Raw genomic sequence first — 12,924 nt, 5'->3', positions numbered from 1 at the left:
GGGTGCCATCACGCCCGGTAAAAGGGCTGATTCCGCGACAATCAGCACCTTTCCGCCTTATTGAATGGGACTTTAGAAGGCAAAATGCTCTCTTATCAACATATTTACCACGCCGGGAATCTGGCTGATGTCCAAAAGCACGCATTGCTGGCCTGGGTGCTGAATTATTTGACGCAGAAGGACAAGCCGCTCAGCTATGTCGAAACGCATTCCGGGCGGGGGCTGTACCAGTTGGACGCGGACGAATCCATGCGGACGGGCGAGGCGGCGGCGGGAATCGAGCGCGCGAAACGAGAAGGGTGGTTCGGCCCCGGACATCCGATGGCGCGGGTTCTGGAAAACACACGGGCCCGGCACGGCGACGCGGCCTATCCGGGATCGCCGATGATTGCAGCACATCTGTTGAGGGATCAGGACAGTCTGCATTTTGCCGAGCTGCACCCCCAGGAACATGCCGCGCTGTCTTTGGCTATGTCGCCGTTCGGGGCGAAGGTGTATCGGCAGGACGGGTTTGAACTGGTGCAATCCCTGCTGCCTCCGACGCCGCGTCGGGGGCTATTGCTGATTGACCCAAGCTATGAGGTGAAGACCGACTACGATCGACTGCCCGCAGCGATTGCCAAACTGCACCGGAAATGGAATGTCGGGGTGATCGCGCTGTGGTACCCGGTTCTGAAGGACAAACGCCACGCCCGGATGATCGCGACGCTAAAAGCGCAAAACTTCCCCAAGGCCATTTGCCATGAGGTGACATTCCCACCGGTGCGCGAGGGGCATCGGATGGTGGGGTCAGGGATGTTCATTCTGAACGCACCATTCGGCATCGAGGAAGAGACGACACGCCTGTCGCAGCTATTTGCAGGTCTCTGAGGCCAGCCAAAGAAATGCAACCGATACTCCCGCCCTGTTTGCCTGCATCAGAGATGCCGTCAAACATGTTGGGCCCGGCAGCGCGCCGCAGGCGCGCTGCCGGGCCCAAAGCTGCAAGGGTGCTCGGCGCAGCCGGGCACCCGCAGGTGCGGGAGCCCCTCACCGCGCCAATTATGATCAGGTCAGGTCTTTGTAGCTGATTTCGCGGGCATCCGCGCCCGGGCCGGTCTTTTCCCGGCGCACGATCAGGCGGTTCAGCGCGTGGATATAGGCTTTGGCCGAAGCCACGACAGTATCCGTGTTCGCCGACTGACCCGTGGCGATCATGCCATCTTCTTCCAGCCTGACCGAAACCGTGGCCTGCGCATCGGTGCCTTCGGTCACCGCATGAACCTGATACAGCTGCAAACGGGCCGTGTTGGGGTAAATCGCACGGATCGCCTTGAAGGTTGCGTCTACCGGCCCGTCACCGTGTTCAGTTGCGATGACGTCCTTGCCGTCGACTTCCAGCTCGACAGTCGATTCCGCCTGGCCGCCGGTGCCGCAGGTGACTTTCATCGACACCAATTGCAGATAGTCGTCCGCCTCGTCCAACGTCATCAGCGCAATGAGATCGTCGTCGAACACTTCTTTCTTGCGATCCGCCAGATCCTTGAACCGCACGAAGATGTCTTTGAGTTGATTGTCGCCAACTTCAAAGCCCAGCGTTTCCAGTTTGTCGCGCAGAGCCGCGCGGCCCGAGTGCTTGCCCAGAGGCAGGGACGTGCCCGACAGGCCGATATCCTCGGGGCGCATGATCTCGAAATTGTCGCGGTTCTTGAGCATGCCGTCCTGATGGATGCCGCTTTCGTGGGCAAACGCGTTCTTGCCGACGATGGCCTTGTTGAACTGCACGTTGAAGCCCGACACCGTAGCGACCCGGCGCGAGATATGCATGATCTTGGTCGTGTCGATCCCGGTGTGGAAGGGCATGATGTCATTGCGCGTGCGCATTGCCATCACGACCTCTTCCAGGGCGGTGTTGCCGGCGCGTTCGCCCAGGCCGTTGATGGTGCATTCGATCTGGCGTGCGCCACCGATGACCGCCGCCAGCGAATTCGCTGTCGCCATGCCAAGGTCGTTATGACAATGGGTGGCAAAGATCACCTCATCTGCGCCCGGAACCGTTTCGATCAGGCGTTTGATCAGGTCAGCGGATTCCAGAGGCGCAGTATATCCCACGGTGTCGGGGATGTTGATGGTGGTTGCCCCGGCCTTGATCGCGATTTCGATGACGCGGCACAGGTAATCCCATTCGGTCCGGGTTGCATCCATCGGCGACCACTGCACGTTTTCGCACAGGTTGCGCGCGTGGCTGACCGTTTCGTGAATTTTGTCCGCCATCTCGTCCTGAGTCAGGTTCGGAATGGCGCGGTGCAGTGGAGAGGTGCCGATGAAGGTGTGAATGCGGTTCTGTTCCGCGTGTTTGACCGCCTCCCAGCAGCGATCGATATCGGCGAAATTGGCGCGGGCCAGACCGCAGATGCGGCTGTTTTTGGATCGTTGCGCGATCTCGGTTACCGCTTTGAAGTCACCTTCGGATGCGATCGGAAAACCGGCTTCGATGATGTCGACGCCCATGTCATCCAACAGTTCGGCAATCTCGAGCTTTTCGTCATGGGTCATGGTCGCGCCGGGGCTCTGCTCGCCGTCGCGCAAAGTGGTATCGAAGATCAAGACGCGGTCTTGGTCGGTCACGTTGGTCATGGGAATCTCTTTCTTGTCTGTCCTAAAGCCTGTTGGCGCGCTGGCGTCCTCCTCTGAGCGGGCGCGCCGGATGGCACGCTCAGAGGCGGATTAGGATCAGTAGGCCACGCAGAACCGCGCCGCGAGGGGCGGCTTTGGCAAAAGGGATATCTGCGCAGTTGATCATGGCTCTGAGGTTATACAGACGCCGCCGGGAATGAAAAGAACCAATTTTCGACAAGTTGCGGTGCAGGGGGTTGGAAATTCCCGTCCCTTGATTGATCCGTCCATGCCGCTAGCTGGTCACAGATGGATACTGCTTTGATCATTGGTGCGTCCGGCGGGATTGGTGCGGCCGTACGCGAGCAATTGGAGGCACAGGGCGTTGCGGTGACGTGCCTCTCGCGCTCTGTCGAGGGGTTCGATCTGATGGAGCCAGATCAAGCGAGCCGGATGCTTGATCGCTTATCGGGCCCGTTCGATCTTGTTCTTGTCGCTTCCGGGGCGCTGGAAATTTCAGGCAATGCGCCCGAAAAGACCATTCGATCTGTTTCGGCAAGGGCAATGATGGACCAGTTTGCTCTGAATGCCGTTGGTCCGGCGTTGGTGCTAAGCCGGGCCCATCAGTTGTTGCCGCGACAGCGGCGTTCGGTATTTGCTGTATTGTCCGCGCGGGTCGGGTCCATTGGCGACAATCGGATGGGCGGCTGGATCAGCTACCGCGCGGCCAAGGCCGCGGTCAATCAAATCGTCCATACTTCGGCAATTGAATTGGCCCGGACCCATAAACAGGCGATATGTGTTGCGCTGCATCCCGGCACGGTCAAGACAGAGTTTACTCGGAAATATCTGGGACGGCACCCTGCCGTTGAACCCGGTGAAGCCGCGCGCAACCTGATGTCCGTGATCGGCGGGTTGCGCCCGGCGGATACCGGTGGGTTCTTTGACTGGGCCGGAAAACCTGTTCCCTGGTGAGCGATCATTCGCCAGACGGATCTGGTTGTGCCGCCTCTGAATCCGGGTCTGTCTGCTGTGCCGGAGCGTCTGCGCCGCCCTGCTGGTCCGGGGTTTGATTTGGCAAAACACCGTTTTCCCAGATACCGGTTTCTTCTTGCCCGTTGGCATAGCGCATGGTTCCGCTGCCCTGCCTTTTGTTGTCGACAAAGTTGCCCTCATAGACGTCGCCGTTCGAATAGGTCGCTATGCCTTCACCGTTGATTTTGCCTTCGGACCAGTCGCCGACATACTTGAACCCGGCAGGGGTCACGATTTCTCCTTTGCCGTGACGCTTTCCGTTCACGAAGTCCCCGGTGTAGACCGTGCCGTCAGAGTAGGTCGCCTTGCCTTTTCCCTGACGGACCCCGTTGACCCAGTCTCCGTCATAGATCGAACCGTCCGCGCGGGTCATCACACCCTTGCCGTTGCTTTGCGCGTTTTTGAACTGGCCCCTGTAGATCATGCCGGTGGCATAGGTCGCCGTACCCTGACCTTCGATAACGCCAGCGATCCACTCACCCTCGTAAGTGGAGCCGTCGGGATAGGTAATGCGGCCGTTTCCTTCCGCCAGATCGGCCACGAAATCGCCCACGTAAACCGAACCGTCGGGATAGGTCAGCTCACCCAGGCCTTCTATCTGACCCTGGTTCCAGTCGCCGGTGTACACAAATCCATCGGTTCCGGTGAACGTGCCCTTGCCATGGCGGCGATCATCGACAAAGTCGCCCTCATAGACGTCCCCTGACGCGTGAGTTACTTTGCCTTTGCCCTGACGGCGCCCCTGCACAAGCTCGCCTTCATACACATCACCATTGGCATAGGTCAGGCGACCAGTTCCGGTGATCTGGTCCTGCGTCCATTCGCCTTCGTACACCATTCCGTCAGGCATCGTCTGGGTGCCTGTGCCATCGCGCAAGCCGGCGTTGACATCACCTTCGTAAACGCTGCCATCGGCATAGGTGATCGTGGCCTTACCTTGCCGCTGACCGTCCACCCAGTCGCCACCGTAGACATATCCGTCGGGAAAGGTCAGTTTGCCCTTGCCGTGCCGTTGCGCGTTCCTGAACTCACCCTCATAGCGCGAGCCATTGGCAAATTCAGCGATGCCCGTGCCGTTAATGGATCCGTTGGACCATTCACCGTCATAGCTGCTGCCATTGGCGTAAACGATCTTGCCGCGCCCGTCCGGCTGACCTTTGACGAACGCGCCTTCATAAACCGATCCATCCGGGTACTTGGTGACGCCTTGGCCTTGAATTTCGCCTTCCACCCACTGGCCGGTGTATTCGAACCCGTTGGGCAGCCGATACGTACCCGTCCCGTGGCGCAGGCCATTCTCATAAGTGCCCTCGTAGACGCCGCCCACTTCGTCATCCTTGACGATAATCGTGCCGTCCTGCGCAACAGCGGTCGCAGCTGCCAGGCTCATGGCCACAGCCCCAATTGAGTTTCGGATCACGTTCATTTTGGTCCTGCCTGCCGGATCATCGTTGGTTGCATCCCTGGGCGCAAAACTAGGACACCGTCGAGGGCAGGGCAACGGGTTTTGCCGCATTGGCCTTTTACTCGCGCGGTGATCTGCTAAATGGCAGTAGGACTGACGAGGCAAGAGGGCAGCATGGCCGACCGTTTCCGTATCACTCTGGCGCAACTGAACCCGACCGTAGGGGATATCGACGGCAATGCGGCCAAGGTCGTTGCCGCGTGGGAACAGGGCAAAGCGGCGGGCGCCGATCTGGTGGCGTTCCCCGAGATGTTCATCACCGGATACAACACGCAGGATCTGGTGCTGAAGCCGGTGTTTCATCGCGCGGCCATGGATGCGGTCGAGACTCTGGCCGGAAAATGCGCCGATGGACCCGCGATTGCCCTGGGTGGTCCGTGGGTCGATGATGGCAAGTTGTACAATGCCTATCTGATCCTGAAGGGGGGGCGGATCACCAGCAAGGTTCTGAAGCACCACTTGCCGAATGAGACTGTTTTCGACGAAGTGCGCCTGTATGATGCGGGTCCTCTGGGCGGTCCGTATTCGGTTGGCAACTTCCGGATCGGCAGCCCCATCTGCGAGGATAGCTGGCACACTGACGTCGCCGAAACGCTTGAGGAAACCGGGGCCGAGTTTCTGCTGATCCCCAATGGGTCGCCCTATTTTCGGAACAAATACGATGTACGGCTGAACCATATGGTCGCGCGCGTGGTCGAAACGGGTCTGCCGCTGATCTACCTGAACATGGTCGGCGGGCAGGACGATCAGGTCTTTGACGGCGCCAGCTTCGGTCTCAACCCGGGCGGGGAGCTGGCCTTCCGGATGCCGGTATTCGACGAAGTGGTTGCGCAGGTGGATCTTGAGCGTGGCGACGATGGCTGGCGCATTGTGCCGACAGAAATCGTGCCCCAGCCGGATGTGTGGGAGCAGGATTATCGCGCGATGGTGCAGTCCCTGCGGGACTATATGTGCAAGACCGGTTTCAAAAAAGCAGTTCTGGGACTGTCCGGAGGGATCGATTCCGCGTTGGTGGCGACCATCGCGGTGGATGCCATCGGGGCCGACAATGTTCGCTGCGTGATGTTGCCGTCGGAATATACCAGCCAAGCGTCATTGGACGATGCCGAGGCCGTCGCCAAGGCGCTGGGTGTGCACTATGACCATGTGCCGATTTCGGAAAGCCGGGCTGCCGTCACCAACACGCTCGCTGCGCTATTTGCGGGGTTGGACGAAGGCTTGACCGAGGAGAACATTCAGTCGCGCCTGCGCGGGCTTTTGCTGATGGCGATCTCGAACAAATTCGGCGAAATGCTGTTGACCACCGGCAACAAGTCCGAGGTCGCGGTGGGCTATGCCACGATCTATGGTGATATGAATGGCGGCTACAACCCGATCAAGGATCTGTACAAGACCCGCGTGTTCGAAACCTGCCGCTGGCGCAACGCCAACCATCGAGACTGGATGATGGGGCCTGACGGAGAGGTCATTCGCCCGTCCGTCATCGACAAACCCCCCAGCGCCGAACTGCGCGAAGATCAGAAGGACAGTGACAGTCTGCCGGACTATCCCATACTGGACGCGATACTTGACATTCTGGTCGATCAGGATGGCTCCATCGCGGATTGCGTCGCCGCCGGATTAGACGAGGCGGACGCGCGAAAGGTCGAGCACCTGATCTATATCAGCGAGTACAAACGGTTCCAGTCCGCTCCGGGCACACGCTTGAGCAAGCGGGCATTCTGGCTGGACCGGCGGTACCCGATCGTAAATCGCTGGCGTGATCGTCACTGAAATCGAAGCCAAACCCGTCAGATCGGAAACAGTGGAGTTTTCGCGCTGCGCATTGTCCCCTGATCGAGGAGCAAAGCCCGTGCGCCGGGGCGAAAAAGGCCATCCCTGGCTTGCTTGGGTGACATTTTTCTGACACATTTTTGCTTGGAAGTTGCCCAATGTGGGGCGGATGCGACGCATTGTTGTTGATGGCGAGGGCCTGACGTGGTGATCGCGGCGTATCCGGGGTTGGATGTCTGAGTGAATGGTTTGGTGTTAAAATGTACGAGAATGTTGAAAGATCGCTTCCTGCGCCTTTGAAATGGCGCACAATGGAATCTTTGCCGCAAGATTTCGATGAAGAAAAGCTGGATGCGGCAATTGCCGATCTGTTGAATGAGCAGCGGCAGTCGGAAGATCAGAAAGCGGCCATGTTGCGGCCAGAGTTTCCGCAATTGCTTCCACAGGAAGACGTATCCGCGCAAGCGGCGCTGAAGGAAAACCGGTTGTCCGCGATCTTGCGTCAGAAATGGGCGGAACTGTCCGGCGCAGCGTAACCTTTGGCCCCGCGCTATTAACCTCAGGCGTCTGGGTCACAGAAGCCGAAAATCGTATGTTGCGGTGGCAGTTTGTATTGCCCATGCTTTGTCTTTTGGTCTCCATAGCGGTCCAAGTGACAGAGTAAGGCTTATTGATGACCGCGCCCAAACCGACTCCTGTAGAACCTGATCTTGCCCTGCCCAAAACCGTGGATGTCGTGGTCATCGGCGGCGGAATCATCGGCGTTTCAACCGCATTGGAACTGGCAGAGCGGGGCGCTTCGGTTCTTTTGTGCGAAAAAGGGCAGATTGCAGCCGAACAAAGTTCTCGCAATTGGGGTTGGGTCCGTCTTGGGATGCGGGACCCAAGAGAGATACCCCTGATGCAGGAATCGTCGCGCATCTGGCAGACGCTCGATGACCGGCTGGACCGCAAGACAGGTTACACCCGATCCGGTATCCTTTTTGGCGCATCCGGCAAGCGGGATGCCGGCAACATGGAACGTTGGCTGCACCATGTCGAAGGATTGCAGACCGGCGCGCGGATGGTTTCGGGCGGTGAGTTGGAAGACCTTTTGCACGGCAACCAATCGGGCTTTGAATCCGCTTTGTACATGCCGCAGGACGGTCGTGCCGAACCTCAATGGACAGCCCCCGCCATTGCCGAAGCTGCGCGGGCTCGGGGCGCGGTGATCATGACGAATTGCGCCGTGCGCAGTTTGGACATTCAGGCTGGACGTATCGCCGGTGTTTTCACCGAGCGCGGCAAAGTTACCAGCGGCCGCGTCGTTCTGGCCGGGGGTGCGTGGTCGCGCCTGTTTGCAGGAAATGCTGGGATCGAGCTGCCGCAGTTGAAGGTTCTGAATACGGTCCTCCGCACATCCCCTATCGCAGAGGGGCCCGAGGCGGCGTTGTGGTCGGATGACTTTGCGATCCGAAAACGGGCAGATGGCGGGTACACTATTGCGTCCGGTCATGAGAATACCGTGGACATCGTGCCGGACAGTTTTCGATTGGCGATTCAGTTCCTGCCGGCTTTTGTGCAGGAGTGGAAATCTCTGCGCTTTCGCCTGTCCAAACGCTGGACGATCGAAGCACAACAGAACCGAAGATGGCTGCCAACCGATGTGACACCATTCGAACAGTGCCGGATCCTGGACCCTGAGCCGTCTCAAAAAACGTTGCGACGCGCCTGGGCCAGTGCATGCAAGGGATACCCCGCTGTGCAAACAGGCGAGATCGTACAAAGCTGGGCAGGTATGATCGATGTGACGCCGGATGCCATTCCCGTCATCTCGGGCGTGGATGATCTGCCGGGAATGTACATTGCCACGGGGTTTTCGGGCCATGGTTTCGGAATCGGGCCCGGGGCGGGGCGGCTGATGGCCGATCTGGTTGCCGAAACAACGCCTTGCGTGGACCCGGCCGCCTTTCGCTTGTCGCGGTTCAGTGACGGTTCAAAAGTACGGCCGGATCCGGGGTACTGAACGCTCAGCCCATCATCTGGTAGCTGACCGGGACAAAGCGAAAGCCTTCTCCACGGGTCTCAACATACCCGGCGCCGGGGAATGGCATGTGATAGCCGACCATAGGTACCTTGTCGGCAGCCAGCATGCCAAGAACATCACGGCGTGCGTCAGTGGCTGCGGCCTTGTCCATGTCAAACCGGACTTCCCATTCGGGATGGGCGAAAGACCAGACATAGTGGTTGGCCAAATCCGCCGTCAGCACCAGACGTTGCCCGTTACTTTCCAGATGGTAGACCGTGTGGCCCGGTGTGTGGCCATAAGCGGCCACTGCGGTAATGCCCGAGGCAACCTCGCCTCCGTCTTCGACAAAGGTCATTTTCTCGGCCAGCGGTGTGACTTTTTCAGCGACCAGATCGCCCACGCGATTGCCTGCGTCCTGCGCAGCCCAGAAATCATACTCCGGAGACGCCGTCACGTAGCGCGCATTGGCGAAGGTGGGCGCGCCTTCGGTGGTCATGCCACCGATATGGTCAGGGTGCATATGCGTTATCACGACCACATCGATCTGATCCGGGGTCACACCCGCATCTGCCAGCGCGGCCTGTATGCCACCTTGCCCCAGACCGGTATCAAACAGAACCAGCTCTGATCCTGTGTTGACCAGTGAGGGGGTAAAGAAAAACTGTGCGACGTCTGCCGGAATGAAGTTTTCAGCCGAAACCTTGGCAAATTCATCGTCCGTCGCTCCGCCCCCAAAAATCTCTTTGGCTCCGTCGCGTGGAAAGCTGCCATCCAGCAGGGTCGTGACCGTGAAGTCGCCAATATGAAATGACCTTGCGATGGTCGAGTTTGCTTTGGTTTCCGGGCTGGCGGCCAGAACCGGTGCGGCCGCAGCAGCAAACGGCAAGGCAGCGGCACTTCCCAAAGCGGCGCGGCGTGTAAGTTTTATTGTCATCTTCGTTCTCCCTGTCAGGACATCAATGTTGCAGTTAGGGCGTCGAGAGTTTCTTGCCAGTTTATACGCCATTCAGATGGGGTGCATGGATGAATAATACGTGTTAATTTTTGTTCATGGCGCGATCAGACAATAAGACAGTTCCGACAGATCAAAGCGTCGAGAATTTCCTGAAAACGGTTCAACCGGCGCGCCGTGCTGAAGACGCGCACCAGCTTGACAAGTTGTTTCGCGCCACCACCGAGTTTAAACCGGTCATGTGGGGCCCGTCGATCGTCGGGTATGGCCGCTACCATTATCGCTACAAAACGGGTCGTGAAGGGGACTTTCTGGCAACCGGTTTTTCGCCGCGCAAATCAGCTTTGGTGATTTACACCATGCCGGGTTACGCAGATTTTGCGGATCTCATGGCCAGATTGGGAAAGCACAAGCTGGGCAAGTCCTGTCTTTACGTCAACAAACTGGCGGATATCGACAGGGGTGTTTTGCGCGAACTCATTCGCGCCGGACTGGACGACCTCGACAGGGTGTGGCCGGTGAAACCTTTCTGAATCACCTGATGGATCAAGCGGCGGCTGGACAAAATCGCGCCTTTGTGACAAGAGCCGCGCCAACAGGAGACACCCATGACAACCACCCGTTTCGCCCCGTCGCCCACCGGTTACATCCATGTGGGCAACCTGCGCACCGCCCTGATGAACTATCTGATCGCCCGCAAGGCAGGCGGCACTTTCATCTTGCGTATCGACGACACTGATCCTGAGCGGTCGAAAGAAGAATATGTCGACGCCATCAAGCAGGATATGGAGTGGCTGGGCCTGCATTGGGACCGGATTGAACGTCAGTCCGAGCGTCTGGACCGCTATGCCGAGGCCGCCGACAAGCTGCGCGAGATGGGCCGGTTTTATGAAGCTTTCGAGACGCCCACCGAGCTGGACCTGAAGCGCAAGAAGCAACTGAACATGGGCAAGCCTCCGGTCTATGATCGCGCCGCGCTGAACCTGTCGGATGCCGAGAAAGAGGCCCTGCGCACTGAGCGCGGCAACGGCGTCTGGCGCTTCAAGCTGGATCATGAACGGATCGAATGGACCGATGGCATCTTGGGTGACATCTCGATCGATGCGGCGTCCGTTTCGGACCCGGTGCTGATCCGCGGCGATGGTCAGGTTCTTTATACGATCGCGTCGGTGGTGGATGACACCGAGATGGGCGTCACGGATGTAGTGCGCGGCTCGGACCATGTGACCAACACGGCGACGCAAATACAGATCATCAAGGCGCTGGGGGGCACCTGCCCGCGCTTTGCCCACCATTCGCTGCTGACCGGCCCGCAGGGTGAGGCGCTGTCGAAACGTCTGGGCACGCTGGCGTTGCGCGATCTGCGCGAGCAGGGTGTGCAGCCTATGGCGCTGCTGAGCCTGATGGCACGTCTGGGCTCGTCTGACCCGGTTGAGCTGCGCTCGGAAATGGCCGAACTGATCGAAGGGTTCGATGTGAACCGGTTTGGCGCCGCGCCGACCAAGTTCGATGTGCAGGACCTGTTCCCGCTGACTGCCAGGTATTTGCAATCGCTGTCGCTGTCCGATGTGGCCAGTGCCGTTGCGGATGCCGGTGTTCCCGATGAATTGGCAGAACCTTTCTGGGCAATGGCCCGTGAAAACATCACCACCCTGGCCGATCTCAAGGGCTGGTGGGAGCTGTGTCGTGACGGGGCCGATCCCCTGATCGCCGATGAAGATCGGGAATTCATTACCCAGGCGATGGCTTTGCTGCCCGAAGGCCCGTTCGATGGTGACACGTGGGGCACCTGGACCAAAGCCGTGAAAGAGGCAACCGGTCGCAAGGGCAAAGGCCTGTTCATGCCACTGCGCAAAGCGTTGACCGGCATGGAGCGCGGCCCGGAAATGGCTGCGCTGATGCCGTTGCTACAGGTGATCCGCGCGCGCGGCTAACGTGGTGGCACACCAATTTTCTGGGCCACGTCATCGGCGTGGCCCTTTTTGTTACGCCGGCTGTACGAACCGAACCGACAAACTTGTCAGGCGGTCATCGACAAAATCACGTTCGACAGGTTTAAGTTGCTGGTGGCGTGGGTAACGCGGTTCGGCGCGATCATTCAGGATCGGGGCGTCCCAGCCTGTTGTCGTCTCAAAGAATCGATCCGCGCCGTCCTCGCCGAATGCCCGCAAGTAACCCTGCACGACAACATCGATATAGCTGAGCAGCAACGGGTGGTGATTGCTGGGCTGGCTGTGCCGATCCTGCGGGACGGCGTAGACAGCTATTTCGACGTCGTGCGTCAGGGGATGTGAAACCGACTGCGTTGCAGGAATCCGGTCATACGCCCATTCCCGTTCATCCAGCGCGGCCCAGTCATTATTGGGAACATGCGCAATCATGCCTTCGATCTCTGACTTCGGGTCGGGCACGGCAGTCAGAAACGCCACGGGTCGCAGATCGGTGTGCCGCCAGGCCCGCCGCCAACCCTTCAGTCGCGCGGGGCGCGGATCGGGGAAATCATGCGTCGCGAGGTTCACGAGGCTGCCATAGCCAAAGAAATAGGGGTCGGCCATCCAAGAAGTGTCCTTTGGGTCGATTGATGTATGTCAAACCGCTTTTTTCCCGGACATGCAATAAGGTTGCATCTTGAATTTAGGGAGGCCCTCATGCGGATTACCAAAAGGACGAATATCGCTGTGCGCCTGTTGATGTATTGCGCAGCTCACCCGGACAGGCTGGTCACGAAATCCGAAATCGCCGAAGTGTGCAACATTTCGGAAAACCATCTGGCGCAGGTGATCAATCAGCTGAGCCAGCTGAACTATCTGAGCACACAGCGCGGTCGTAACGGTGGCATGTCACTGGCGCGCCCCGCGGATCAGATACGCATCGGTGCGGTGTTCCGGCATGTTGAAGGGGCTTTGCCCATTGCCGAGTGTTTCGCCGACGCGGACAACACGTGCCCGCTCACGGATGCCTGCCGGCTGAGGCTTGCGCTTCAGGACGCGGCAGAGGTGTTCTATGCGTCCCTCGACGATGTTACCCTGGATGCGCTGGTATGTGACAATGATCCGCTGCTGAGGCTCTTGCAGCCCGTGGCCTGCGTGCGCTGAT

Annotated in this window: 12 protein-coding genes; 8 read left to right on the top strand and 4 right to left on the bottom strand. The window is 59.0% G+C overall.

The features are described from left to right. Positions 1–84 precede the first annotated feature (84 nt). Positions 85–870, top strand: a complete 786-nt coding sequence (locus GS611_RS08985; protein ID WP_171634832.1) for a 23S rRNA (adenine(2030)-N(6))-methyltransferase RlmJ — start codon at positions 85–87, stop codon at positions 868–870. Between the two features lie 177 nt (positions 871–1,047). Here the strand turns inward: GS611_RS08985 and GS611_RS08980 are convergent, their stop codons facing one another. Beyond that, complete coding sequence (locus GS611_RS08980; protein WP_171634829.1) at positions 1,048–2,616, bottom strand: 2-isopropylmalate synthase; 1,569 nt, start codon at positions 2,614–2,616, stop codon at positions 1,048–1,050. Positions 2,617–2,904: 288 nt separating this feature from the next. Here GS611_RS08980 and GS611_RS08975 point away from each other — a divergent pair, with 288 nt between their 5' ends. Continuing rightward, positions 2,905–3,570, top strand: coding sequence for an SDR family NAD(P)-dependent oxidoreductase (locus tag GS611_RS08975; RefSeq protein WP_171634821.1), 666 nt, complete (start codon positions 2,905–2,907; stop codon positions 3,568–3,570). A gap of 4 nt (positions 3,571–3,574) precedes the next feature. Here the strand turns inward: GS611_RS08975 and GS611_RS08970 are convergent, their stop codons facing one another. Then, positions 3,575–5,056: a 2-isopropylmalate synthase gene (locus GS611_RS08970; RefSeq protein WP_171634818.1), complete on the bottom strand. Its 1,482-nt coding sequence runs from the start codon at positions 5,054–5,056 to the stop codon at positions 3,575–3,577. 153 nt (positions 5,057–5,209) lie between these two features. Between GS611_RS08970 and GS611_RS08965 the strand changes: the two genes are divergently transcribed. From GS611_RS08965 to GS611_RS08955, 3 genes are all read left to right on the top strand, one after another. Then, positions 5,210–6,868 (top strand): NAD+ synthase, encoded by a 1,659-nt coding sequence (locus GS611_RS08965; RefSeq protein WP_171634816.1) that lies wholly within the window; start codon positions 5,210–5,212, stop codon positions 6,866–6,868. 311 nt (positions 6,869–7,179) lie between these two features. Beyond that, positions 7,180–7,404, top strand: a complete 225-nt coding sequence (locus GS611_RS08960; protein ID WP_245218113.1) for a hypothetical protein — start codon at positions 7,180–7,182, stop codon at positions 7,402–7,404. A 137-nt stretch (positions 7,405–7,541) separates the two neighbouring features. Beyond that, positions 7,542–8,873, top strand: coding sequence for an FAD-binding oxidoreductase (locus GS611_RS08955; RefSeq protein WP_171634811.1), 1,332 nt, complete (start codon positions 7,542–7,544; stop codon positions 8,871–8,873). Between the two features lie 4 nt (positions 8,874–8,877). Here the strand turns inward: GS611_RS08955 and GS611_RS08950 are convergent, their stop codons facing one another. Then, positions 8,878–9,810 (bottom strand): MBL fold metallo-hydrolase, encoded by a 933-nt coding sequence (locus GS611_RS08950; RefSeq protein WP_171634809.1) that lies wholly within the window; start codon positions 9,808–9,810, stop codon positions 8,878–8,880. Between the two features lie 116 nt (positions 9,811–9,926). Here GS611_RS08950 and GS611_RS08945 point away from each other — a divergent pair, with 116 nt between their 5' ends. Further along, on the top strand, positions 9,927–10,361 hold the full coding sequence (locus tag GS611_RS08945) for a DUF1801 domain-containing protein (protein WP_171634807.1): 435 nt from the start codon (positions 9,927–9,929) through the stop codon (positions 10,359–10,361). Positions 10,362–10,436: 75 nt separating this feature from the next. Then, entirely contained in the window at positions 10,437–11,762 is a 1,326-nt protein-coding gene (gene gltX, locus GS611_RS08940) for a glutamate--tRNA ligase (RefSeq protein ID WP_171634804.1), read from the top strand. A gap of 51 nt (positions 11,763–11,813) precedes the next feature. Here the strand turns inward: gltX and GS611_RS08935 are convergent, their stop codons facing one another. Further along, positions 11,814–12,383 (bottom strand): gamma-glutamylcyclotransferase family protein, encoded by a 570-nt coding sequence (locus tag GS611_RS08935; RefSeq protein ID WP_171331328.1) that lies wholly within the window; start codon positions 12,381–12,383, stop codon positions 11,814–11,816. Positions 12,384–12,476: 93 nt separating this feature from the next. Between GS611_RS08935 and GS611_RS08930 the strand changes: the two genes are divergently transcribed. Next, positions 12,477–12,923 carry an Rrf2 family transcriptional regulator gene (locus tag GS611_RS08930; RefSeq protein WP_170346430.1) on the top strand — a complete coding sequence of 149 codons (447 nt, stop codon included), beginning with the start codon at positions 12,477–12,479 and terminating at the stop codon, positions 12,921–12,923. Position 12,924 lies beyond the last annotated feature (1 nt).

The sequence above is a fragment of the Ruegeria sp. HKCCD6119 genome (assembly GCF_013110585.1).
Lineage (GTDB): Bacteria > Pseudomonadota > Alphaproteobacteria > Rhodobacterales > Rhodobacteraceae > Ruegeria.
This window is presented reverse-complemented; position numbering and strand designations above follow the sequence as displayed.